Origin of the sequence: Vibrio sp. 1167 (assembly GCF_033340375.1) — a bacterium.
Lineage (GTDB): Bacteria > Pseudomonadota > Gammaproteobacteria > Enterobacterales > Vibrionaceae > Vibrio > Vibrio alginolyticus.
In genome coordinates, this window is sequence record NZ_JAWOWK010000001.1 from 80,685 (window position 1) to 105,451 (window position 24,767).

General features: G+C 43.6%; 24 protein-coding genes. 14 read left to right on the forward strand and 10 right to left on the reverse strand.

All coding sequences use genetic code 11. The features are described from left to right. Nucleotides 1-262 precede the first annotated feature (262 nt). Nucleotides 263-697, reverse strand: a complete 435-nt coding sequence (locus tag R7Z78_RS00365; protein ID WP_017634213.1) for a GNAT family N-acetyltransferase — start codon at nucleotides 695-697, stop codon at nucleotides 263-265. Between the two features lie 379 nt (nucleotides 698-1,076). On the opposite strand from R7Z78_RS00365, the gene R7Z78_RS00370 reads away from it, so the two are divergent. From R7Z78_RS00370 to R7Z78_RS00390, 5 genes are all read left to right on the forward strand, one after another. Then, complete coding sequence (locus R7Z78_RS00370) at nucleotides 1,077-2,333, forward strand: aromatic amino acid transport family protein (RefSeq protein ID WP_005375868.1); 1,257 nt, start codon at nucleotides 1,077-1,079, stop codon at nucleotides 2,331-2,333. Nucleotides 2,334-2,945: 612 nt separating this feature from the next. After that, nucleotides 2,946-4,859, forward strand: a complete 1,914-nt coding sequence (locus R7Z78_RS00375) for a tetratricopeptide repeat-containing diguanylate cyclase (RefSeq protein ID WP_005375864.1) — start codon at nucleotides 2,946-2,948, stop codon at nucleotides 4,857-4,859. A 10-nt stretch (nucleotides 4,860-4,869) separates the two neighbouring features. Next, complete coding sequence (locus tag R7Z78_RS00380; protein WP_033906993.1) at nucleotides 4,870-5,211, forward strand: hypothetical protein; 342 nt, start codon at nucleotides 4,870-4,872, stop codon at nucleotides 5,209-5,211. 248 nt (nucleotides 5,212-5,459) lie between these two features. Continuing rightward, nucleotides 5,460-7,238 (forward strand): S8 family peptidase, encoded by a 1,779-nt coding sequence (locus R7Z78_RS00385; RefSeq protein WP_169644555.1) that lies wholly within the window; start codon nucleotides 5,460-5,462, stop codon nucleotides 7,236-7,238. Nucleotides 7,239-7,250: 12 nt separating this feature from the next. Then, the gene (locus tag R7Z78_RS00390) at nucleotides 7,251-7,706 is read left to right on the forward strand and encodes a hypothetical protein (protein WP_104976575.1); all 456 of its coding nucleotides are present in this window, start codon (nucleotides 7,251-7,253) and stop codon (nucleotides 7,704-7,706) included. Between the two features lie 146 nt (nucleotides 7,707-7,852). Here R7Z78_RS00390 and R7Z78_RS00395 read toward each other — a convergent pair whose 3' ends face one another. From R7Z78_RS00395 to R7Z78_RS00405, 3 genes are all read right to left on the reverse strand, one after another. Continuing rightward, nucleotides 7,853-8,782 (reverse strand): SRPBCC family protein, encoded by a 930-nt coding sequence (locus R7Z78_RS00395; protein WP_017820241.1) that lies wholly within the window; start codon nucleotides 8,780-8,782, stop codon nucleotides 7,853-7,855. Between the two features lie 137 nt (nucleotides 8,783-8,919). Then, complete coding sequence (locus R7Z78_RS00400; protein ID WP_017634216.1) at nucleotides 8,920-10,161, reverse strand: sensor histidine kinase; 1,242 nt, start codon at nucleotides 10,159-10,161, stop codon at nucleotides 8,920-8,922. Further along, a complete protein-coding gene (locus R7Z78_RS00405; RefSeq protein ID WP_025998582.1) occupies nucleotides 10,133-10,801 on the reverse strand; it encodes a response regulator transcription factor in 669 nt (222 codons plus the stop codon). Before R7Z78_RS00405 ends, R7Z78_RS00400 begins: the two co-directional genes overlap by 29 nt. An 89-nt stretch (nucleotides 10,802-10,890) precedes the next feature. Here R7Z78_RS00405 and R7Z78_RS00410 point away from each other — a divergent pair, with 89 nt between their 5' ends. The 4 genes from R7Z78_RS00410 (at nucleotide 10,891) to R7Z78_RS00425 (ending at nucleotide 13,721) form a co-directional block, all read left to right on the forward strand. Next, nucleotides 10,891-12,090 carry a DUF5666 domain-containing protein gene (locus R7Z78_RS00410; RefSeq protein WP_104976574.1) on the forward strand — a complete coding sequence of 400 codons (1,200 nt, stop codon included), beginning with the start codon at nucleotides 10,891-10,893 and terminating at the stop codon, nucleotides 12,088-12,090. 149 nt (nucleotides 12,091-12,239) lie between these two features. Next, a complete protein-coding gene (locus R7Z78_RS00415; RefSeq protein WP_104976573.1) occupies nucleotides 12,240-12,530 on the forward strand; it encodes a hypothetical protein in 291 nt (96 codons plus the stop codon). A 276-nt stretch (nucleotides 12,531-12,806) separates the two neighbouring features. Continuing rightward, a complete protein-coding gene (locus R7Z78_RS00420) occupies nucleotides 12,807-13,439 on the forward strand; it encodes a hypothetical protein (protein ID WP_225502354.1) in 633 nt (210 codons plus the stop codon). Nucleotides 13,440-13,442: 3 nt separating this feature from the next. After that, a complete protein-coding gene (locus R7Z78_RS00425; RefSeq protein WP_046875328.1) occupies nucleotides 13,443-13,721 on the forward strand; it encodes a hypothetical protein in 279 nt (92 codons plus the stop codon). A gap of 488 nt (nucleotides 13,722-14,209) precedes the next feature. Here R7Z78_RS00425 and R7Z78_RS00430 read toward each other — a convergent pair whose 3' ends face one another. Further along, the gene (locus R7Z78_RS00430; protein ID WP_104976572.1) at nucleotides 14,210-15,259 is read right to left on the reverse strand and encodes a Preprotein translocase subunit SecY; all 1,050 of its coding nucleotides are present in this window, start codon (nucleotides 15,257-15,259) and stop codon (nucleotides 14,210-14,212) included. Between the two features lie 437 nt (nucleotides 15,260-15,696). On the opposite strand from R7Z78_RS00430, the gene R7Z78_RS00435 reads away from it, so the two are divergent. Together R7Z78_RS00435 and R7Z78_RS00440 are read left to right on the forward strand one after the other, a co-directional pair. Next, the gene (locus R7Z78_RS00435) at nucleotides 15,697-16,158 is read left to right on the forward strand and encodes a hypothetical protein (protein WP_104976571.1); all 462 of its coding nucleotides are present in this window, start codon (nucleotides 15,697-15,699) and stop codon (nucleotides 16,156-16,158) included. A 93-nt stretch (nucleotides 16,159-16,251) separates the two neighbouring features. Then, nucleotides 16,252-16,725: a copper chaperone PCu(A)C gene (locus R7Z78_RS00440; RefSeq protein ID WP_104976570.1), complete on the forward strand. Its 474-nt coding sequence runs from the start codon at nucleotides 16,252-16,254 to the stop codon at nucleotides 16,723-16,725. Nucleotides 16,726-17,065: 340 nt separating this feature from the next. Here the strand turns inward: R7Z78_RS00440 and yegD are convergent, their stop codons facing one another. The 4 genes from yegD to R7Z78_RS00460 all read right to left on the reverse strand — a co-directional run bounded on the left by yegD (nucleotide 17,066) and on the right by R7Z78_RS00460 (nucleotide 20,401). Next, nucleotides 17,066-18,418: a molecular chaperone gene (gene yegD / locus R7Z78_RS00445; protein ID WP_104976569.1), complete on the reverse strand. Its 1,353-nt coding sequence runs from the start codon at nucleotides 18,416-18,418 to the stop codon at nucleotides 17,066-17,068. Nucleotides 18,419-18,539: 121 nt separating this feature from the next. Then, on the reverse strand, nucleotides 18,540-19,163 hold the full coding sequence (locus R7Z78_RS00450; RefSeq protein ID WP_104976568.1) for a hypothetical protein: 624 nt from the start codon (nucleotides 19,161-19,163) through the stop codon (nucleotides 18,540-18,542). 326 nt (nucleotides 19,164-19,489) lie between these two features. After that, nucleotides 19,490-19,810, reverse strand: a complete 321-nt coding sequence (locus tag R7Z78_RS00455; RefSeq protein ID WP_005375836.1) for a DOPA 4,5-dioxygenase family protein — start codon at nucleotides 19,808-19,810, stop codon at nucleotides 19,490-19,492. 396 nt (nucleotides 19,811-20,206) lie between these two features. Continuing rightward, nucleotides 20,207-20,401, reverse strand: coding sequence for a hypothetical protein (locus tag R7Z78_RS00460; RefSeq protein WP_127891143.1), 195 nt, complete (start codon nucleotides 20,399-20,401; stop codon nucleotides 20,207-20,209). A 65-nt stretch (nucleotides 20,402-20,466) separates the two neighbouring features. Between R7Z78_RS00460 and pdhA the strand changes: the two genes are divergently transcribed. Genes pdhA through R7Z78_RS00475 form a run of 3 tightly spaced genes read left to right on the forward strand, consistent with a single transcriptional unit; the run spans nucleotide 20,467 to nucleotide 23,682 of the window. Beyond that, nucleotides 20,467-21,561 (forward strand): pyruvate dehydrogenase (acetyl-transferring) E1 component subunit alpha, encoded by a 1,095-nt coding sequence (gene pdhA / locus R7Z78_RS00465; RefSeq protein WP_017821215.1) that lies wholly within the window; start codon nucleotides 20,467-20,469, stop codon nucleotides 21,559-21,561. Beyond that, nucleotides 21,554-22,537: an alpha-ketoacid dehydrogenase subunit beta gene (locus R7Z78_RS00470; protein WP_042521051.1), complete on the forward strand. Its 984-nt coding sequence runs from the start codon at nucleotides 21,554-21,556 to the stop codon at nucleotides 22,535-22,537. The genes pdhA and R7Z78_RS00470 overlap by 8 nt, the downstream gene beginning before the upstream one ends. Continuing rightward, nucleotides 22,534-23,682, forward strand: coding sequence for a dihydrolipoamide acetyltransferase family protein (locus R7Z78_RS00475; RefSeq protein ID WP_005375831.1), 1,149 nt, complete (start codon nucleotides 22,534-22,536; stop codon nucleotides 23,680-23,682). Before R7Z78_RS00470 ends, R7Z78_RS00475 begins: the two co-directional genes overlap by 4 nt. A gap of 67 nt (nucleotides 23,683-23,749) precedes the next feature. Here R7Z78_RS00475 and R7Z78_RS00480 read toward each other — a convergent pair whose 3' ends face one another. After that, nucleotides 23,750-24,715 carry an electron transfer flavoprotein subunit alpha/FixB family protein gene (locus R7Z78_RS00480; protein WP_104976567.1) on the reverse strand — a complete coding sequence of 322 codons (966 nt, stop codon included), beginning with the start codon at nucleotides 24,713-24,715 and terminating at the stop codon, nucleotides 23,750-23,752. Nucleotides 24,716-24,767: the final 52 nt, after the last annotated feature.

A 24,767-nucleotide genomic window follows, 5' to 3' on the forward strand; every position in this document is an offset into this window, starting at 1 on the left:
CTAGCAAAAAAAAGCCTCTCCCGAATCGAGAGAGGCAGCAATGCCTTTAACGCTGTTAGTACATTTTCAAAAAGTAATACCCTATACCGCTCTCGCCTGCTATTAAGAGCGGCGCATCGAGTTATCGATGAACGTTTATGTAAAGCAAGTGAGGTGCCAAGATTAAAAACCCTTATCATACAAATGGTTAGCTTAAAACCAATTATAGCAACGTAATGCTACGCACTGATTGTGTGCAAATTTCGGTCATTATCGTGCAGTATTACTTTACTAATTCCATAACTAACCTGGATTCTTCGTCACCAAAATAATGCGCTTCTTCTTCTAACGTTTTAAAGCCAAGGGAGAGGTATAAAGACAATGCAGGTTGGTTCTTAGGATCGACAGTCAATTTCACGCTTGAGCCTAACGTCAACGACGCAATAACGTTTTCTAGGAGGGAACGCGCAATACCTTTACCTCTATGTTGAATATCGACGGCCAATGACATGATCCAATATTGATGTGCATTTGTGCTAGTCGTTAGCAATATATACCCTGCGACCTGCTCTCCCTCTTTTGCTACCAGTAAACTCTCTCCCCAACAATCAAAAGCTTGCCGAAAGAAAAATTGAGGATAGGCGTGTTCTCCAAATAAAGTATTTTCGAGCTTATATATGGCAAATAAGTCCTCTTTTTGCGCAGACAAGATGTCCATTCAATGACTCCTTCTTTAACATGAATGGCAGCAGTATACCTAAATCTCATCTAAATGACGGGACACAAACATCTCAATTAAGTGCTTAAGAAATGTAATATTCTTCCTGAAAATTAGGCCTAACTCACTTAGAACATACATCCGTGATTAAGTTTTAACCGCAAAATCAAAAACCACACAAGATGAAAATTTCAATACATACAACCATTAAATGCATTAAAATTAAGAACTTTATTCTGGTTTATTGAAAAATTCATAGTTGGATAATTTACAACCACCCCAAATCCACAGCATTATTCACCAAGCTTCGCATGTGATAATAAACACTAAAACCTTTACCATTTTCAGCATTATTATTTTTATAAAAGCGAGTTTTAAAGTGAAAGAATCTCGAAATGCCTTAAATCCTAGTGAAATAAACACAACCACAGCTTGGTCAAAACATGATACACATTGGGTTCTTAGCCTATTTGGAACAGCCGTTGGCGCAGGCATCCTGTTTCTGCCAATTAACCTTGGGATTGGTGGTTTTTGGCCTTTAGTCGCGATGGCAGTACTTGCTTTTCCAATGACCTATCTTGCGCACCGTGGCTTAGCTCGTTTTGTACTATCTTCTAAGATCAAAAACGCAGACTTCACTGATGTAGTGGAAGAGCACTTCGGCGCAAAAGCAGGTCGTTCTATTTCACTGCTGTATTTTCTTTCGATCTTCCCGATCCTGTTGATATATGGGGTTGGGATAACAAACACAGTAGATAGCTTCATGGTAAATCAGGCTGATATGGCTTCTTTACCTAGACCTTTGCTTTCTGGCGTACTAGTGTTTGCACTAATTGCTATTATGATGGCGGGTGAAAAAGTAATGCTACGGGCCTTTGCCATTATGGTGTTCCCACTTGTTGCCATTCTTGCCTTTCTATCATTTTACTTAATACCGAACTGGACCATGCCTGTCATGGATGTGCCAGAAGCGTCAGCTTTTGCTAGCACTATGTGGTTAGCAGTTCCTGTAGTGATTTTCTCGTTTAGTCACGCAGCTGCAATTTCAAGCTTTGCAAATGTACAACGTCGCCATTACGGTAAGCAGGCAGATGCCAAATCCGAAGTTATTCTTCGCCGCACTAGCATCATGCTGATTGCCTTTGTTCTTATTTTTGTATTTTCCTGTGTGCTAACACTGTCACCTGAACAATTGGCTCAAGCAAAAGAACAAAACGTATCCGTATTGTCTTACCTAGCGAACGCAACCGATAATCCATTTATTGCAACACTTGGTCCTTTAGTAGCGTTTGTTGCTATCACTTCATCTTTCCTTGGGCATTTTTTAGGTGCGCGTGAAAGCTTAAATGGTTTAATTACCAAGCATTTTAACCTATCTGAGAAGCGTGTTGATCGTATCAGCGTGGCAGCACTGTTCTTCTCAATCTGGGCGGCGGCGATCATGAACCCAAGTATTCTTGGTATGATGGAAGCATTGTCAGGGCCTGTTATTGCAATGATCTTATTTATTATGCCAATGTTAGCGGTGTATAAAATCGAGGCGATGAAACAATATCGAGGAAATGTCTCTACTTACTTTGTTCTAGCAGCAGGCATTGTGGCGGTAAGTGCATTGATTTTTAGCTTCTTCAGCTAATAACTAAAGACTAGCTTGGATTTTCAGGGGAATACCTTACACAAGGTTAAGGTGATTCCCTGAATTTTCTTACTCTTTAAAAGGTAATCATCGTTACCCTTGACTCTTAAATAAGAGCGAAAACACCCGCAATCATAAGTACTGAAGCAATGCAGGTACGGCCGATAATGCCGAAGTGCGAAGGTTGAATCATTTCATTATGCATAGTTAATCTCCTATTTATTATAAATAGCCATTTTTTATTGGCTTAATAACACTATGTCTAATATCCAGTTTTTTAACAACCCATACAAACATTAAATATTTATGACAGAAACGTAATTTTTTACACTTCACCCTGATTTCGAGCGATGAATCCGCGGCTTAAATCATTAGATTGAGTCCACCGAATATGCTCACTTACCTTCCATCGTTACCCTACCTATGCCATCTTCCAATCATTACATAAGTTTTCAATAGATTTTGTTTTTATAAATCATAATATTATAGAGATCCTTCTCGTCTCTCACTCCCAAAGCACTTTGCCACTGGGAATCCATCCGCACTTAACCAACAAGAAATGGTAGACTTAACTGGTATTCGGTTAAGAGATCACATTTTATTAATACGCTCATGCACTTCTCAATTAAAACACTGGCTTGCGCACTTTGTACTGCACTTGGACTTTTCTTGCATCCGACCAACGTACTGGCGAGTACCGAAAAGCAAGCTTATCTGGAAGAACACATTTCAGCAGAAAGCAAGCCCATGTTAAAACTCTACTTTCGCTCGATGGGTAAGCCGCGATCAATTCAAAAAGATGAGTTAAATGCGCCACAGAATGCATCAGCGGAGTCTCTTGCTCTGTATTACTTTGCACGAAAGTACCTTAAGCGTTACGAAGGCGTTCCATTACCGAAAGATATGCCCGATTTAATCGAATTCGGTAAAAAGCACCATTTGGAATGGGTCGTCGCTGAAGCACAGCTCAATAAGGCTGTAACAATGATTGAGCAAGACGATAACTGGAACGCAGAATTGTTACTCCATGACGTTGTTTCTACAGCCCGTGATCTTGGTTATCTAGCATTAGAAGGCCGTGCTTACCGCTGGTTAGGCAATCTAGAAGTATCTCGAAATCAACTACGCAGTGGCCTAAAATATTATCGCAATGCCTATGAGTTATTAGAAAAAACAGTATTTGAAATACAAGTCGCGATGACACTGAACAACATTGGGACGGTCTACATCGACGCATCAGATTGGGCTCGGGCCAACAGTTACCTAACGCAAGCTCTCGACACTTACCTAGAGAGCGAATATCAATACGATAATAGCTTTTTTATGGGGGTTATCTACGCAAACCTTAGCATCGTTCACTCGAGCCTCGGAGATAACAAAAAAGCGGAATATTATTTCAATGAAGCCATTCGACTTTCAATGCAAACAGGATCGGACACAGTCAAGCACCACTCTTTATCCAGCTTTTCACAAATGTTGAGCTCGGTAGGAAAAATTGATGATGCATTAATGGTCGCACAGCGTTGCGTAGACCTGCCCATTCCAAAAAATCTAGAAATGCTAAAAACGTCTTGTTACGAGGCATTTGCAGAGGCTTACCTCGCAAACAAACAATACGATAAAGCTATTACAACAGCACTTAACGTTCTAGAACAAACCAAATCAACCAGTGAATTAGAGCTGCGTCAGCGTATTGATATGCTTTCGGTACTGGTAAACGCTCATCAAATTCTTAATGACTATGAAGCGGCTTTTCATTATTTAACCCAATTAAGAGAGCTAGAGGCTGAGTTTTCTCATCATATTCATGGTGAAGAGATGATTAACATTAAGTTTGACCTCGAAGCTAAGTTAGCCCAGAAAGAACTCAAATTGCTAGAAACAAAAAATGCGCTACAAGCCTCTGAACTGCGTTCACAGCGCTATCGAGAAATGTTCTACTTTATCGCTATTGCGGCAATTGGAGTCGTTGGTTTTCGTTACGTACTGCGCGTTAGACGTATTAATAAAGCACTCACTCAAGAAAATACTACCGATCCATTAACTCAACTGCATAACCGTCGCTATCTTCACATTTGGTTGGACAAAATGGCTCGTAGAAGCCCAGATAGAACATTTGCCTTAGCCGTTTTAGATGTCGATCATTTTAAAACCTTTAATGATCAATATGGACACGATATTGGCGATAAAATGCTGACTCATATTGCCACGCTATTTAATGAATCCACTCGCTCTGGTGACCTACTCATTCGTTGGGGTGGAGAAGAGTTTGTCCTATTATTCGAAGTACAGCGAGTTGAAGATTGCGCTAAGTTTTTGGAGCGATTGAGATATACTGTTGAAAACACACCATTGGTGGTTGACTCTAAACCATTAAGCGCGACAATTTCCCTTGGAGCAGTGGACAAGCTGTCGGCACAAACAATTAAACAAGAATGGGATCAGTGGTTTTTCTTGGCAGACCAAGCTTTGTATGATGCGAAGCAAGCTGGCAGAAACCAGTTCATCATTCACCCTACATCATAAAAAAGCACACATGAAAAAAAATCTAATCATTATTACTTTTGCGCCTCTATTTCTTATGGCGTGCAGTAATCAGCAAGCATCTCAACTGGGAATGCGCAGCAGCAGTGTCAACGTATATGCCCAGCAAATGAGTAACACTCAACTATGTGAAACTCTCTACTACAACCGTGCAACTAACCAAACCAAAGTGGCGATTGGTGCTGAGTTCAATCGACGTGGATTAAACAAAAAGTGGTGTGATAAAGAATTCGATAAGTTGTACATTAAAAAATGGATTGATAACGTGCTGCCTAAGGAAAAAGCCGAACCTAAAAAACCAATGGCAACTATTCAACCCGCTTCAACTAAATAACTCCTCTCTTGAAGCAGACGGTACACTCGTATTTTCTGCTTTTCACTTTTCATGCATGTTCGATACGACATATAAAAACCTCATAGTTTCAGCAAATTAACAAAGACTTATGTTGTCCATCGAACTTTTAATGTAAACAAGTTGTAAATGGTTTTCGTCCTTATTCTTTGTCGTTAGCTTTGTTTGTTCCTGTTAGCGGAATATGAAACAGGAACTAAAAAATTCCAAACAAAGACATGAGGTCAAAAATGGAAATACGCATTAATCGCCTATTTGCTGCTATGTTGGCAGTAGGCATTGCACCTGCCGTCTCGGCGTTTGATCCACTCTATTCTGAACAATGGCACTTAGACAACACGGGGCAAACTGCGTTTGCGGCTAATCCTGCTGTTGCTGGGAACGACTTAAACACTAAGCTCACTCAGGCAATGGGGATTGCAGGTGTTGGTGTGAAAGTTGCCGTCATTGATTCTGGAGTGCAGATCGATCACCCCGACCTTGCAGGTAATATAGTTACAGGTAGCAGAAACTTCGTCGAAGACTCTTCATTCCCATCAAGTTATCCGGTTGATACTAATGGTCATGGCACTGCTGTAGCCGGTTTGATTAGCGCCGTCGGCAACAACGGTGAAGGCGGACGCGGTGTCGCTTCTCACTCTTCCCTCATTGGTTTTAACTGGTTAGCCAACCAGACATTAGAAGGTTGGTTAATCTCCCATGGCATGGACCCAGCAACACGCGATGTTCGCGTATTTAACCAAAGTTACGGTTTCAGCCCTATAAACCCGATTACTTTTGATGAAAGCGACCCTCAACTAAAACTTGAAATGGACGTGATGAAAAACGTCAGCGAGAGTAACGCCTGGGGTCGAGGTGCTGTATTTGTAAAGTCAGCAGGTAATGGTTACCGCTATTTCAATGCAGGGCAATTCTTCGTATTGCCAAGTAACTTCTTTGCTGGTGGAGACAATCAAGGCTTACCGATGCACAACTCTGCTCAGTCTTATGATAACGCCAATTACTTCAATTTAGTCACTAGTGCACTACGAGCGGATGGTACGCGAGCGAGTTACTCATCGGTGGGTTCGAACGTGTGGGTTGCAGCACCAGCAGGTGAATATGGGCAAGATTTCCCCGCTATGGTCACCACTGATTTAATGGGTTGTGAAGAAGGGCAAAATACCAGTGAAGGCCTTGGCATTAATGGGTTACACGGCGGAACGGATCTCGACCCGAACTGTAACTATACCAGTACGATGAACGGAACCTCATCGGCTGCGCCAAACACATCGGGTGCCATCGCGGCAATCATGTCAACCAACCACGCACTTTCTGCTCGTGATGTACGTGCTTTACTAGCGGAGACAGCAAAAGTAACGGATAAAGCGCATCCAGGCGTACAGCTTGAATTTACTAACCATAAAGGTGAACAGGTTAGCTACGAGGCAATTGCCCCTTGGCAGAAAAACGCAGCAGGCGTAGATTTCCATACTTTTTATGGCTTCGGCGCTGTAGATTTAGATGAAGCGATTCAACGTGCTCGCATGACGAATCGTGTTTTACCAGCTCAAAGCATTACGCCATGGGTTCATAACGCTACAGAAGTAAGTGTACCCGATGCAAGTCTAGTTGGTGGTTCTTCAAGTATCGCCATTGCCGATGAGCTGACAGTAGAATCCGTTCAAGTGACATTGACATTGGACCACGCTCGTCTGCCCGACTTAGCTATCGAGCTCATTTCGCCATCAGGGACTCGTTCCGTTTTGCAAACACCGCGCAATGGTCTTGTTGGTCAATCTCTTGATCCAACGATTACAGGCTACAAAAATCAATTAATGTTGTCTAACCAATTTTATGGCGAAGATGCAAAAGGCGAATGGACGTTGCGAGCAATAGATACGAACGGCGATGAAGTCTATTCTTACATTGCATATTTCAATTCTTCCACCATCTATGACGTTCCGATGGCAAACAACGCTCAGCCCGGTGTTATTAAGAACTGGTCGATGCGCATATTTGGACACTAAGGAGTCAATAACATGAAATACAAATCATTTTCTATGCTGGCTCTCGTTATCATGACGTCGAGTGTATACGCTGAGCAACAGCTCTCTCAACAACCTGCACCAGAACTGTTTGTGCCATCAGAAGCGGTTGAGATTAATGGCCAAGATTATCGAAAAGTGCAAACTGGCACTGTTAGAACCCTATCTGAAGACGTAAAACTTCAAGCGGGTGATGAGGTGTTTAAGAATGCGTTTAGTAACGTATCCAAAGCCACTGGACTGGTTTATATCACCGTAAACAATCCTAACGAAGCGAAAGCAGTTGCCAAAGAGTTAAAATTAGAAGTTATCTTCGCAGAAGAGGAATCAGCGGTGTTAAAAGCATCTCAAGATCAAGATCTGCTAAGTATTAGCGACTACCTAAACGCAGACAGCCGGGTAAAAGCGTCTAAAATTGAACTAAACAGCGGTAAATACCGTGCACAATAATTCTCTAACAAGAGAAGTTGGCCTGTAAAACCATGCCTCAGCGATTGCTGAGGCATTTTTATGGGTAGGAACAGATACGCTATTATTCTTTAGTAACATTTCGCATAACTAGTATGATACCTAAACACCCTACTCGCCTGCGCCTGTCATTTCTTAAACAAAATAATTTCCGTTCTTAGCTCTTCTTCCGTGGTTTCCTTCGGACTATTCAGATAGCGTTCGATTCCTAAAGGACTGGTTTTGACTTTCATACCACTCTGACGAACCAAGTTCATCGCTAAAGCCCATGCATTTCCCAAAAACTGATATTCACCTCGGTGTTCAACGACAAATGTTTCACTCTCAGGAATGGTACCGGTAACCGCCCCTTGAGGCGCTGGTACTGAGTTATGAAGAGGAAAGCAAGTGATAAACTCGAATGTACCTTTCTGCATATCCATCGACTGGTAATAACAAAACAATTCACCATTCACGGATAGGGTTTCGTCACTAATTAACTGTTCTAGTTGCTGAACATGCTTCTCAATTACCGAACCTAATTCCTGCAAGCTAGCCACACCCTTGATCCCAATGTAATGAATTTGAGGCAACGTTCGGTTACCTATTTCGACTAAGTCTGAATGCACTCTTCCGGTTTCAAGCTTACTTTTGAGCATGCGTAACCCACGTTGATAATCCATCTCTATCATCGACTTAAACATACTTTTCAGAAAGAACAGATACCAAGGGACGCGAGATTGCATTTGCCATTCGACTAAACAGCCATTTTGTGACGGCGTCACGATTAGAGTCACCTTTCCATGGCTCTTGATTGGGCGAAAGAAATGTAGCTCCATATCTAATCGATGCTCTTGAGTACTTTCCAGTACAATCGCGCCAGTCCCAATACGCTGACCATTCCATTGATAACCAGCTCCAACGTGGCCCTGATTATCACTGAATGTCAGCTCGCAGCTTGGTTCAAGAATGATCCATGGTGACCAGCTGGGCCAGTTATTGAAGTTCTTGAGATAGCCAATAATTTCACTTTGATTCTTATTAATTTCAATACTTCGGCTGACCTGATAAGAGAGCATAACGGTTCCTCGAGTTTCCGCTTCACTAACTTCAGTCTAATTCAAATTCCAGTTTTTTCTTGTTTGACTACGGGTTAGATGCGTACGACAAGAAAAATCCAGAGCGTTAATTCTCACTTGAATCAATACGCGCAAAGCTAAGAGCAGAACTCCACTTTTGCACTAAATCGAACACCATCATCGTCCAGTACTAACGCCCACCCCATCCGTTCACATATTCGTTGTACGATAACAAGCCCACAACCATAACCAGCGTTGTACGTCTCGTTGCCATCGTGACGGTTTAGGATCTTAAGCGCATGACCTTTCAACTCAATTTCAATATCTCCCACACTATAGCTAAAGGCGTTTTTAATCAGATTGTTGATAACAATGGTCACAAAACTCTCTGGTGCCTTCACTACACCACTATGTTGTTCGTGCAAAGCGTAGTTCGAATCTTGCTTGGCAAATAAAGGAGCCAGCTCTTCCAGTTGTTTTTGTAAACAAGTAAGAAGCTGATGCTCTCCGTAATGTTGAGGCTCTATTTTCTCTTTACCAAGTAAGAGAAACGCTTCTGTCAGTACACGCATCTCGTCACAAGCTGACTGCATCCTCGTGATGGCTTTTTGCGCAACTCGAGGTTGATCAGGAAGACGCGTCAGAATGTCTGTTGAGCCTTTAATCACCATGATTGGCGTTCTCAACTCATGCGATGCAAAACGGCTAAATTCTTGTTCTCGTTTGAAATAGCCCGCGATATCGTTCTTATTATCCAGCAAAGTCTGCTCTATCTGGCGTGTTTCGCTGAACTTAGTTTCAACTTGGAAAGCGGGTTGATCCGGTGACATTTGGCTAATTTTGTCTTCAATTTGCGCTAATGGCCGAGACAATATTCGCACCATGTAAATGCCATACCCAACCATGACAAATGAAAACAAACCACCGAGCAGCAGCGTAAACTGATGCAGCGAGCTTTCGTATTCGTCCAAGTAATCATCTGAGTCATCTTGAAATACAATGTACATAAGCCCCTTCCCTGAGGGGTGGTTCAATACAACAAAGTGTTTGTCTTCTTCACCAAGCAGGTATTCGTAAAAACCAGGTGAAGTAAAAGAGAGCAACCAATCGGGTGTCGGTGCTTCACTCCAATATGAGTTGAATTCCAATACGTTTGGCAATGGCGCATCCCAGCCCTGTTTCTCGAAATTCTCACTATAAAGCGCAGCTTCAGTATCTAGCCAGTGATGTAAACTCAGCACTTCCAGTTTGTTTTCTGCCACATAAATCAGCGACCAAAAAAGAGTAAACATCACAAACGTCATGACCCCAAAACCCCAACGGATCTTGCGATAAATGCTTGGATATTCGTTATGCTTTAAGTCGGTAACCTTGTCCATGAATAGTCTCTAATCGTGATTCTTCAAAACCTTTGTCTAGCGCGGTTCTTAAACCGTAAATATGGCTACGAAGTGCATCACTTCCGGGTGGTTCGTCTCCCCACACACTATCGATCACTTCTGTGCGCGTGACCGCTGCTGGAGCACGTTGGAGGAGCAATTTTAAAATTTTAGTTTGAATTCGACTCAGCTTAATTTCTTTGTCTTTTCTCGTTACTTTTCCTGTCCGCGCATCTAAACAAATATCTGCAAATTTGAGCGTTCCGATATCTTGTCTTGGACCACGATTAGCCAAAGCATGAACACGCAAACTGAGCTCTTCCATCGCAAATGGCTTCATTAAATAATCATCTCCCCCCGCTTTAAAAGCCGCGATTTTGTCCTCTAGCGTATCTTTTGCCGTTAGGAAGAGAATTGGCGTTCCACATAACTTATCTTGTCGAAGCTTCTGTACCGTACTGATGCCATCGAGCTTCGGCATCATGATATCCATGATGATTACATCGTAATGATTTTCCTCGATTAACTTAATCGCAGCCTCTCCATGAAACGCACAATCGATAATCATGCCTTCTAGCTCAAGATAGTCTGCAATCGTCTCCGAGACGTTATGGTTGTCATCTACAATTAAAATTTTCATAAAATCACATTTCTTCACGATCTCTTCACGATATGCCCAATAAGATACAGGCAATTTCCTAAACTCGCTCGTAAATTGAGGTTAATACAATGAAAAAACTCGCTCTTATTTCTGTAGTAGGTTTGGCATTGTCTGGTTGTGGTGGTTCAGGTGGTGGCAGCAATAGCGATAGCACATCAACTCAACCAGCAGTGAAACCAAGTGTAGCGATTGGCTCTGTTGAAGCGGTCAACGCTGAAGAAAGCACGTTAACCGTCAATGGACATACGTATCGTGTGTCTGAGGTGGTTTATGACGACACACAAGTGCAACTGGCCGATGTAAAACCAAAAATGGTGGTTCGCGTGGGGTCAGATATTCGGCAAGCTTCGAATAATGGCGTCCGAGTCACACTTGAACCAACCATTACAGGACGTGTCACAGCGATTGATCATGTGAAGAAAACATTTACGGTAAACGGCGTAGATCTGCAGTTTGACGGTTTAAGTGATGATATAGAGGTCAACGACTGGGTGATGGTGTCATCATTGCCAACTGCTGATGCGGGTTATCGAGTGTTGTCTGTGGTCGAAATCGACGTAGATAACGATTACCCAGCCCTTGGAAGCTACTACGAACTGGAAGGTCGCATTACTAGTACCGATGAAAATGCTGGCACGTTTGAGCTTGGTACAAATATAACCGTATCTTACGACAACATTAGCCAACTTAGCATCGGCCAATGGGTGGAAGTAGAAGGTGAAATGCAAAACGGTATCTTCATGGCACATGAGGTACAAGTTGAAGACTACGACGATCTAAAAAATGACAGCGATGTGGAAGGTATCGTGACTTGGGTTGCCAAGGATTATAGTGAGTTCTCTCTAAACTACCGAGGAGCATTCTTCATCGATAACGCAACACGATTTGAAGACGGCAGCAAAGCGAACCTAAAACAAGGCCAAGAAGTGGAAGTAACGTCTGTCATGAAAAATGGCAAACGCATCGCTACCGTTATTGAGTTTGAGCAACCAGACTTTGACGATAACAACCAATGGCAAGGTAAAGAATTTGAATGTGAAGGATACGTATCAAACTACGATGCTGAAGCAAGAACATTTGAAATCGAGCGTTGCGAAAACGACGCAGATCAATTGCTAAACAACACGACCGTTGTGATTGATGCACAAACACGCTTCCAAGGCATCGAAGAACTTAACCTAAATGGTGCTCGTGTCGAAGTCGAAGGTGTGATCATTAACGACCAAAATATTGCCCGTGAAGTGGAGTTAGACGTTTACGACAACTAATCCCTTCTACGCTTAAGAAAAAGTGTCACTTCGATGGCACTTTTTCTTTTTACCTTACTTTGCTTCCCAAGCTCAAACCAACAAATTCTCAGCCAAAACCTTTTCTCTCCGTTACACTTTACCTATGTTTCACAACATTGGTGACAACTATGAAAAAACGCAACCTCATTTTGTTAATCTTGTTTTTTGGTTCAGCCACGAGCTTAGCTAGCGTGATGGATCCTGACTGCGATGCAGAAAAGGCAGCTAAAGCCGCTGCGACAAAAGCCGTGGTTGGTGTTGGTGGTCGCTGTACGCCTAAAGAGGCACTGAAAGATACCGCAGTTGATGCAGGAAAAGACAAATTGCCAGATGAAGGGATGGCGGGTAAAGCTGTTGATGCAATGACACCGGAAAAAGAGAAGAAAACGGTGAAAAGACGTGACAAAAAAGCTCAATAAAAATTAACGTCTACACCATAGAGTTTGAGCGTAGAAAGCATGTTGCCGAAATAAACTGATTACTTACCTGTTGTTTGATGCCCAAGTTCAACCTTGTTTTCTCATATTCCAATACAGGACTTTGACCTCGTACTATTTTTACTACACAAGTCAATTAATTAGTAATAGTTTCTCTTAACTCTGAGACTTTGAGCCTAATGAAAAGTGCCATAACTTGCATACAAATCACTTGTCTATATTGTACACATACAATATATGAAAAAAGGAGGTCTAACGATGGTTAGAGGTTATAGTGAGCAGACGCTAAAAACCGAACCTGTAGTTCAGTTGGCGATACTGACAGGCTTAGATGCAGATTTGAGTTTTATCAGAAACAACAGAGAAAAGGTTTTGCCTGTAATAACAGGTGTCATTTTGTATCGACAGCTCAATCGACTCGACCAAAGAAAAGTCCTTGAACAAGCACAGGCTTTAGAGAATCCGAAATTTTTCGGTAAGGTTCAAATGCTGATAGCGCAAAGTATTGCTAAGCCCATGTGGAACCCTTGGAGTCTATCAGATGGTGAGTTGCGCCAGTATTTCGATACTCATCAGGCAGTCGCAGACTTCCTTTCTACATGGTTTATCACCATCGATATTAAACTTGAGGTCGGCTTTGCAGCAGCTGTTATATACGGGCTATCAAAAGGTCAAGGGGCTGCATTGATTAAAGAAATGGCTTCTGTGCACATCGCTGAAGAGACTTTCAAGAAACTCAGCCTCTCATCAACTGCGCAACGAGCTGGCGCGAGAGCATTTTTTGTAGCGGTTATTCTCGCGAGTGTACTCAAAGGCTTTAACGAGGCTGATGCGCTAGCTGCAAAGCAAGAGTTATTACGACGTAACATGCTTAGAATAGAGGATTTGTAAGCTATGTTTTGGATACTGGGTCTTTTTATCTCCTTGTTTATCATGTACTCGGATTATGCGCATTATTTCTATACCAAGCGGCACGGAAAGAAATCTAAGGTTTCTCGCTTATTAAGCTTGCTGATCACGGTAACGCTTCCTATGATTGCTACTACCGAGATTTTGAACGATCTTGGGGCAGGGAAAGTCACCTACCAAGTGTGTGTAATTTTCGTTTCGGCTTTAGTTGGTCTTCTGGTCTGTTTGTCGGAACAGTATCGTTTTAAGGCAGAAAGAGATTAGTCGTATCATGTTGTGTAGCTATCAACAAAGGCACCAAATTAGCGCCTCTTTCATTCTTGGTGTATTAATAACCGATTCGGGCAGGTAAGTTTGGAGCAAATGTTTCCTCACGTGTATCCTCGATCACGCGACCGCTATTATGACTTCCTGAATGAAGCAAAATGTATCTTTCGGCTAATTTTTGACTCGCTGACTTAGAACCTTTAATCACCTGAATACGCATAGTTCATGCCCACCATTGAGCCGTCTGAACTATTCGCTGTACCATGATAGAAAATAGTTTCTGTATTGAAACATATATCCCTTGCGCGTGAATATTTAGCTGACTCGGACATATCAAATCTAGCCTCAACTGATATCCAAGTGAACTTTCAATTTGCAAGACCAGTTGTTCATAATTTATTTAAAAGTTAAAAACTAGTTAATGGCGAGCTAATACAAAAAAGAGCGCCGATTGACGCTCTTTCCGATCTCTAATTGATAACCAATTATGCTGTCTCTGTCTGACCTATCCAATGATAATGGTGGTTGGCTTTTTTACCCACTAAACCGAGCTCTGCCAATTCCTCAAACACCTTGTCTACCTCTTCCGCAGATAACCTAAATTGTTTGGCAACGGCTTTTTTTGTGCACGTAATTTGATGCGTTTTAAGTGCATCGCTCACTTGCTCTAACAGAGTTTTCGGTTCTTTTGGCTCTTCAGGCTCCGGCGTTACTGGTATTTCTTGCTCTTCCTCCTCTTTGATATGAGGAAGATATCCCGCTGGCTCTGGATCGATATCGCGAACCGTTTTCAGTATCATGCCCTCATTTCGGCGATAGAAATGTCTGAACCGTTGCTCTTCACCAATCAGGCCGACAAAAAATGCAGCAAAGAAATCCAACAGAATCGAAAGAAATACAACCAAGCCAAGCTGAGCTTGCTGAGAGGTAGTACCAAATGCGTTAGCTAGGCTATCAATCAAACCAATAACTGAGCCTTGCGTGACCGGTGGTAAGCTATCACGTTCCATAGCCAAGCGTTGCTGCTCTTCGCGTAAGGTTTTGTTTTGCTCCTGAATGCGAGTTACACCAGTCGCGATACGCTCCATCTCGATGTATTTCTGCGCTGCCATATTGTTGAGTTCAATCTGTTTATCGATTGCCGCAATCTGGCGATTAAACGCTTCCACTTTCGCCTTCTCTACCGAAATATGACTTTGTGCGCTGTTTGTTGCACTGTTAATGCCACCAATACTACCGCCAATGGAGATCGCAGCTAAGACTAAATAAAACACGAGAGCGGTTGCCGCCCCTGTATAGTTGCGATGGGCTCGGCGCTCACCGTATTCATACCAAGCGTAGAACTTACCCGCTTCAAAAATAATCGCTAAACCACCAAATAAGGTTTGCATCATCGGGTTTTCGTCGATCGACAAAAACAGCAATAGAGAAAAAATAGTCGATGCTAAAATCGCAGCACCAGTGAATGCGTATACACTCACCATGGCAAATCGACCTTTAGGGTATCGATATCCAATCTGTTGTTCGTATTTCATTTGAGAAATTTCTTAAGATTAATCGCCCCTCCGACTAAGTAGGACGGACGTTCTAGCATGTACAAAGGAGCGCAGAATACCGTATCCTTTATTAAATTACTGTCATAATTCCGTTAATGGAAAACAAGTGAAGATTCGGTGTGCATTTTGAATCGATATCAGCCAAATCTAGCACGCAAAAACACCACCACGACACCCACTAACCGAAGCTTCAGTGACATATAGAGAGATTAATTCGGTATCTTCAAAAGCGACGAGGCAAGACTGACAAGTTGAATTAGAGGTTGTGAATGCCAGCCGAATCAAGACATTAAAGCGTTAAAAATAGGCAATAAAACAAATAATGCACACTTGCATCACCTTTTAGTAAACTGATAATTACATTGTTTGGTTAATTTGTTAGTATCCCGCGCCGAAGAAGATAAGCACTCAATTGTATGGAAAACACTCTAATACAGCATAAACACCATCGCTTGCACGCTACTGCGGTTATTATCGCGGTGTTGTTTCAGTTGTATTTAGCGTCCACAGCGACTCTTAACCCAACACAAGTTCACAGCACAACATGGCTTAACAAAGTTCAAAGTGAAAAGGTCTTACTGTGTACCGCAGATGGTTTCAAATGGGTGGATATCAATACGCTGATTGAAGCTAACGCTCAACCTTCTTCTACGCTCATTCAAGATCTTAATTTACATGAAGGCTTTCAGTTTGAGTGTCCGCTTCTTCAAGCGGTTCAATTCTTTCTTTTGGTTGCGATTGGGCTATACCTGACTACCATCCATTGGCTGCGCCGAGTCAAGAATGCCCTGACGCCTTACCGATTTTCAAAATGCGATAGGCTCGTTTACAAACACATTGCGCCTAAGCACTCTCCGCCGAGTGTTTTTCCTGCCTAACAGGCATCTAATCATTAACAACTTTATTCAAAAATAACGATGACTCTGTTTGTTGTCCATTCAGAGAAGCCATTCATTCAAAAGGAAAAACACATGCTTAAATCATTTAAAACCGCCGCTATCGCGCTTATTGCTGTCATCGCTAGCCCGCTGAGTTTAGCGCACGATTATGAAGCAGGGAAAATTCATATCGATCATCCATGGAGCCGCGAAGCGCCACCAAACGCACCTGTTATCGGTGGTTTTTTTCAATTAACCAACCACGGTAACAGTGAAGATACATTGATCGCAGCAGAAAGCCCAATCGCAGGACATGTCGAAATTCACACGCATAAGAAAGAAGATGGTGTGATGAAAATGATTAAGATTGACGAAGTGCGCGTTCCAGCCAATGAATCTGTGTTGTTTAAACCAGGCAGCTTCCATTTAATGATTTTTAACCCAACACAAACTCTTAAAGAGGGTGACCGCTTCTCTATGACATTAACCTTTAAAAACGCAGGTAAGGTTGAAGTGGAAATGGCGGTTGAGAAACAAGGCCACATGGAAAAACACATGCATCATTAATGACGCAAACAAAAGTGCCCGCTGATTTAGCGGGCATTTTTATCTCAGCTTAGTCAAAATCATTATCCAATAGGTCCTAACTCGACTCTTCAGAACAATGGTGATAAATAACGCTTGGCGAAACGGCGTCATATATCATAACAGCGTGCTCGGGCAAGAGATTCTAAATCACGCTCGTCCCTCACTGTTCAGAATGACGTTAAAAGATTTAAGAATCCCAAATAGGTTTCCTACTCGCATGAAACTCAATCTCTCAGCGAAATCTTCCAACCATCATTTGATAAGCCTAAGCGAAGTCATAAATTTGGTAACAATGCCCATAGCGCAATTAGTTTTCTTTCTACTTGAAACAAACCTCAGCCCAACGAGCTAAGCCCGCAGTTACTGAGCCAAAATAGTTTCCACTGACAACCGGAATACTTGGCAGTACGGTTTGCACCGCATCGCGCAAGATTGGCGAGCGTGCCGAACCTCCAGTCATAAAGATAGCATCGGGGTTAACTCCAGCTTGCTCTACCGCTTCTGTCACCAACGCCGTCATTTTATTCTTTGGCGACTGGATCGCTTCGATCATTTCGTCACGTTGTACATCAACTTCAATCGTTTCTGATAGTAAGTTGATGCCAGTTCGGTAAGAAGCTTGTTCTGAAAGTGCCACTTTTGCCTCTTCGGCACGGCGAACAATGTTGTAGCCTAAAGACTCATGATACACCTCTAGCAAACGAGCAAGTTTTTCTGGCTCTTGAGCCTGCTTTTGAAGCAACTTTAACGCTGATAGGTTCTCTCGCGAATAGAAGTCACTCTGCGCTTCTACATTATTGATTGCTATCGGGTTCCAGAATTGGGTAGTCGGCATCACAATACCTGACTCCATTTTACTTCCCATGCCAAAAGGGAACATGAGCTGCTTAAATGCTAGCGCGATATCAAGATCATTCCCGCCGACACGCTGGCCACTGTGAGCTAACAAGCTTGCGGTCCTATCTGCTTTGCCGCGCCAAGACGGTCCCATTTGGATCAACGAACAGTCCGTTGTACCACCGCCAATATCGACTACTAGAATGATTTTATCTTCGCTGAGTGTCGCTTCATACTCTAGGCCCGCCGCGACAGGCTCAAACTGAAACTCCACATTTTGGAAGCCCGCACGTTTCGCTGCCCGCAACAAAATGCGTTCAGCCTGAATGTTAGCCGTTTCACCGCCACGCCCATGAAAGTTAATTGGTCTGCCGATCACAGCATCGGTAATACTTTGCTGCGCATCGCTTTCGGCTTGCGACTTAATATTGTCCATCATCGCGCAGACAAGGTCTTCGAAAAAAGCCAATTGCACATCACGCAAGCCAGATGCACCAAGAAAAGACTTCGGCGATTTCACATAATAGATATCGCGAGGATCTTCCAAATAGAGATTAAGTGCATCCTGACCAAACGCAATGTCGTCGGATTCTAAGTCAATACTTTCTTCTCGGTTTAAATTGATTGCCCGGCGTAAAACCTGCTCACCAACTTGATCTAATGGTTTAATATCTCGATGGCGAAATAAATGCTCGGATACCGATTCACGACTCGGTGCAGCAAGGGTGGAAGGAATAAAAGGGCTGTTTCCTTCTAGATTAAGCAGTACTGGCTCACCCGGTTCCATTTTAGCCACTGAACAGTTTGCAGTACCATAGTCAAAGCCGATAAACATTGTTTCTCCCACTGTCCCACTGATTAGTGGCCTTTTGACCGTTAAAAAGCTGGCAATGCTAACTTAATGGCATAAGAATTACTATCCTAAAATCGAATGTAATTTAACGTGGAAAACCTATCTAAGGTACACTATTTTCTCTTTTTGCAGATGGCACAACAACCGCTACCAATAAAGCTAACAGCAGGAACACAGGGCTAAGCATTAATCCATGCCAGATTGAATACCCATCATGGAACAGCCAGAATATACCAAGCGTCAGTAGGTACGAAAAGTAGCTGCAAAACACCAAGCTAATCGCGACAAAGCGCTTTTGATTAATAATAAGAATCCGCACTAGATACTGGCTAAGAATACCAGAGCAGCGCATGGCAAGTTGCCAATTAATGATAAAGAAAGCAAGCGCAATAAACCCAGCTACGACCAGTGCATCATGCGTGCTTAAAATGAAGTAGCTACCAAATCGGCTTATGATGACCGGATAATCGCCTTCGTATATCGTTGACCAAGATATTGCGTTCGCTGCTGCTACGTAATTGGCAAAATAAGCAATAGCGTAGAAAGTCGTTTGAGAACTGAACGGCTGAAATACATCCCTACAAAATCCTCGCCATTCTTCTTTGTTGGCGGTAGGCCCTACCCAGTCACGTTTTTTTGGGGCGGTACGCCCGGCAAACGCAGGCCCGTTGCGAAACAACAGCCAAAATATATAGAGTGCAAGTATAACCAAGAGTATTGAAAACATACCCTTTCCCCTCATAAATTATCGGCGCCACTGCCAATGGCGTTGGGGTCGTAAACTGCACTTCCCTGCTATACCTATTTGATTTATCAAAGACTTATTATTTTATTACCACCAAAATTCATTTAATGGCATGCTAAACAGCAACATTTTCACGCTTTGTGCGTGAAGTTCGAAAGCCTACTTTTAGGTTTAGCACAAAAATAACTACAGCAAAGCGTAAGAGAGGGATTCCTCACCCATCAATGAAGATGAGGCGTTAAGCAGAAGCTGCGACCGCAATGAGAAGAGAAGGATTCAAAGCGGTCATGCATGGGCGAGAAGAGCAACTATTTCTCTAACTTTTCTTCAAATACACCAATCTCTCTGCCCAACCAAATCGCGCGTTCTGTGTGATCGAGCAACTCTTCTTCGCTTACTGGGTGAATAAGCACAGAAAAATCGCCTCGAATCGTATCAAGCCACGCCAAGAACTCTTCACTCAATGATTCTAGGTGAATTTCAAACATCGGCATCTTGTGTGGGCCAACTAACCTTCCAACTAATGGAAACACACGCAGCACATCTTGACGCTCTTGACGGATGATCTCGTTCAAGGCTTGCGCTTTATCTTGTTCTCTTAGGGGAAAATAAACATGAGCGTGGTACATAACTTCTCCATAATCACTTCCACTTGAGCACCACCTACTTTGGATAAGCTCAAGGACTGCCGAGGGTATACATTTGTAATGCCGTCACCCTACCTTGATTCCACTCAGTTGGGAAGAAGTTATGCATTCTCATAAGGTCGAGGCTTCGAGCACAACAAAAATTTGCAATTCATCATATAGCAACTGTTTGAGTTGATTCATTAATAATGACTCACTTTGTCAAATTTTACAGCCAAATTTTGTTGCAAATATGTTTCATTAACCAGTAATTAAATTCGAGTTTAAAAATACCACCAACAAAATGGCAGCATATTACTCTGCAAAATCAGGGTGTAAGCAAAACTTTACTACTGAGCGAAAGTCAAAATGAAGCATAATTTAACAATTTGTTTACACTTATTGTATCTGGCTATACCACGATTTAGTTAGAGGGTTAGATACAGAAAAGCCTTTCTCTGTATCTTGCGGTGAAATAGTCGCAGCGATGTTATCGACAAATAGTTTAAGGGACGAACAGATGCCTACCGCTATCGAAAGCACACGCAACCTTAGGTATGGCCTTTGCGCTGATATCAGAGTTTGAGTACCCATACAAACTCTGGTTTTGTATGAACAGCTGCAGTCCAAAAGACCCGCAGCGTCAAAAGGAGCTTGAGATGAACGTTCAGGCATTACCCATGCATCGGTTTATCGACCATCGTGGGGACCTAGTCGGCCAACTACCCAACTGGGCTGACACTGAAACATTGGTCGGGTTTTACCGAGATATGGTATTAACTCGCACTTACGACAACAAAGCAGTTGCCTTGCAACGCACCGGTAAGCTAGGGACCTATCCCTCACACTTAGGCGCGGAAGCCATAGGCATTGCGGTCGGCAGAGCACTTAAAGCCGATGATGTGTTTGTCCCTTACTACCGCGATATGCCTGCGATGTGGTGTCGTGGCATTGGCATGGAAAAGAACCTTCAATACTGGGGTGGCGATGAGCGCGGGAGTGATTTTGCTCCTGAAGGCAGTCCGGTTCCTAGCCGAGACCTTCCCTACTGTGTACCCATAGCGACGCAATGTACGCATGCTGTCGGGGTGGCTTCCGCGCTAAAAATTCAAGGTAACCATGAAGCTGCGCTAGTCATGTGCGGCGATGGTGGTACATCCAAAGGGGACTTTCTTGAGTCAATAAACTGCGCAGGTACTTGGAATATTCCACTTGTTTTCGTCGTAAACAATAACCAATGGGCAATTTCAGTGCCGCGTAGTCTCCAATGTGCCGCCGATTTCTTATCAGAAAAAGCGCAAGGTGCAGGTATACCGGGTATTACTGTCGATGGTAACGATGTCGTCGCCGTTTATGATGCAACTAAAACCGCCCTTGAGAGAGCAAGAAAAGGGAAAGGCGCAACACTCATCGAAGCGGTGAGTTACCGACTGAGTGACCACACTACGGCCGATGATGCGACTCGTTATCGTAAAGAAGATGATGTTCAAACTGCATGGCAATACGAACCTATCGCACGTCTTAAAACGTACCTCCTTAATCAAGACGCTTGGAGCGACGAACAAGAACAGCAATGGCTAGATTACTGTAAAGAGCAAGTAGAGTTAGCTGTTGAACGCTATCTGAGCTTACCGCCACAAGCACCAGAAACCGGTTTCGATTATTTGTATGAATCGCTACCTCAAGAGCTTCATGCACAAAGAGATGAACTCATCAACAAGGCAATGAGAATGCAGGGAGGCAGACATGGCTGAGCTAACGTTGGTTGAAGCAGTAAACCTTGCCCTGCACCACGAAATGCAACAAGACCCCAATGTTGTCGTACTAGGTGAAGACGTGGGCGATAATGGTGGTGTATTTCGTGCCACTGTTGGACTCAAGCAAGAGTTTGGTCTTAAACGAGTCATCGATACGCCACTCGCTGAAGCCTTAATCGGCGGGGTTGCGGTCGGTATGGCAACGCAAGGATTACGACCTGTCGCCGAATTTCAGTTTCAAGGTTTCGTTTTTCCTGCGATGGAGCACTTAATGTGCCACGCGGCTCGAATGCGTAACAGAACTCGCGGTCGGCTCACTTGTCCCGCGGTTTTTCGTGCGCCATTTGGCGGCGGTATCCACGCTCCGGAACACCACTCAGAAAGCGTGGAAGCGCTATTTGCTCACACTGCTGGATTTAAAGTGGTGATTCCTTCTTCTCCACAACGCGCATACGGCTTACTTCTCGCTGCAATTAGAAGCAATGATCCCGTCATGTTCTTCGAACCGAAGCGCATATATCGCACCGTTAAATCTGAAGTCGTTGATAACGGCGAAGCACTCCCACTCGACACCTGCTTCACCTTGCGTAAGGGGCGAGATATCACGCTCGTTACTTGGGGCGCATGCGTCGTAGAGTCACTTCAGGCCGCGCAAACCTTGTCTAGTCAGGGAATTGAAGTCGAGGTGATTGATTTGGCGAGTATTAAGCCAATTGATACCGCGACGATTTTCAGCTCACTAGAAAAAACTGGACGTTTACTCGTTGTTCATGAAGCGAGTAAAACTTGTGGTGTGGGATCTGAGCTATTAGCTCGAACCGCTGAACACGCCATGTGCTTACTTAAAGCCCCACCTAAACGAGTAACTGGAATGGACACCATTATGCCTTATTACCGTAACGAAGATTATTTCATGGTTCAGAAAGAAGACATTGTGACCGCAGCGCGCGAACTCGTGGAGGATTGGAAATGAAGACGTTTAACTTACCCGATCTCGGCGAAGGCCTCGCTGAATCAGAAATTGTAAAATGGCACGTTAATGTCGGTGACATGGTTAAATTAGATCAAGTGATCTTAACCGTAGAGACAGCAAAAGCGACGGTAGACGTCCCTGCCCCCTATTCGGGCCGTGTGGTCAGCCGTCATGGTGAGGAAGGTGAAATCGTCAATATTGGTGCATTACTGCTAGAGATTGATGAAACAGGTGCCGGGAGAGAAGTAACGGCAGAGAAAAAAGCCACTGCTGACGCCGCAACCGTCGTCGGCAGCGTTTCTCACCAAGCGCATCATGTAAACGTTGATGATTTCTGGATAGGTGGCAACCACAACACGACAGAAAGTAACCTCGTTACCGCCCTGCCTTCGGCTCGCTTGTTGGCACAAAAACTTGGGGTAGATCTTAACCTCGTGTCAGGTAGTGGCCCGAACGGACTTATCGTTGATGCCGATATTTACGACGAAGCCGGAAAACAGCGTCCAGGCACCGAAGTTTTGAAAGGCGCTCGACGTACCATGGTATCGTCTATGACCGAATCGCACGAACATGTTGCTGCCGTAACCATTACGGAAGAAGCGTTGTTGGAAGATTGGCTGCCAAACGAAGATATCAGTATCCGCCTTGTTCAAGCGATTGTTCATGCGTGTCAAGAAGAGCCCGCTTTAAACGCTTGGTTTGATGCCGAAACCATGACACGCTGTGTACACACAACGGTCAATGTAGGAATTGCAGTAGATAGCCGTCATGGATTGTACGTGCCAGTCTTGCGCCACGCAGATGAATACGAGCCACAAGATGTTCGTCGTTGGCTCGATCAAACCGTTGAAGGGATCAGAGAGAGAAAAATCGGTCGTGAGCAATTGCAACACGCGACGATTACGCTTTCCAACTTCGGCGCGATTGCCGGTATTTACGCGACACCTGTCGTTACACCGCCACAAGTCGCTATTGTCGGCGCGGGCCGAATACTCGACCGAGTTGTGATAAGAAATGGTCAAGCAATTTCGGTGAAAGCAATGCCGCTATCCGTAACGTTTGATCATCGCGCTTGTACTGGTGGTGAAGCTGCAAGGTTTACAAAAGTACTTGCAGAGCACCTGCAACGTCCGAGCGAAAAGTAACTTATAAAAATCAAATGATAAAGGCTTCCAGTCCGGAAGCCTTTTGTTTTAGGAAGCAAGACTATATCTACAGCTTCTCTAACAGCTCAGGCATTACCACAAACAAATCGTCGACCAATCCATAATCTGCAATGGCAAAAATAGGCGCATCAGGGTCGCTATTAATTGCAACAATCACCTTGGAATCTTTCATTCCCGCCAAATGCTGGATCGCGCCAGAAATTCCGACGGCAATGTATAACTCCGGTGCAACAATTTTGCCGGTTTGCCCGACTTGATGGTCATTAGACACATAGCCCGCATCGACCGCCGCTCGTGACGCCCCTACCGCTCCACCTAGCTTGTCAGCCAATTGTTCTACTAAAACAAACTTCTCTTTACTCCCGAATGCACGACCACCCGACACTACTACTCTAGCCGCTGGCAATTCTGGTCGCTCACTTTCTGGCGTTTGTTGCGAAACAAACTCACTAAGTTTATTGATAATCACCGTGTCGACTTGAGTAAGCTTAGGGACAACTGGCGTGTCAGATAGCTCTGCGGCATCAAAAGCCGTACTTCTTATGGTCATCACTTTATAGAGATCATTCGACGTGACTCTCGCCAATGCATTTCCAGCATAAATTGGACGAATCACCGTATCGATAGACTCGATTGTCATCACGTCAGAAAGTTGACCAACATTAAGCAACGCCGCCACACGAGGCATCACATTCTTACCAAATGTACTGGCAGGAGAAAGAATGTGTGAGTAGTTTTTGGCTACTTGTGAGATCAAAGGTGCGATATTTTCCGCTAAGCCATGTTCATATCCCTTCGCATCAACCCAGATAATTTCTGCAACACCCTGAACGCAATTCAACTCATCCAAAACTGATTGGCACTGATAACCAATAAGCAACACAGAAACAGGAAGCGATTTATCATCATCCTTAATCTCAAATGCCGCTTTAATTGCACACAGCGTCCCTACAGCCAACGATTGGTTGTCATGCTCTGCGAGCACAAGTGTTGCTAATGGTCGGTCTTCCATGGTCATGCCTCATATAACACGTCAGATCCATTACTTGAGCTTAGTCCACTTC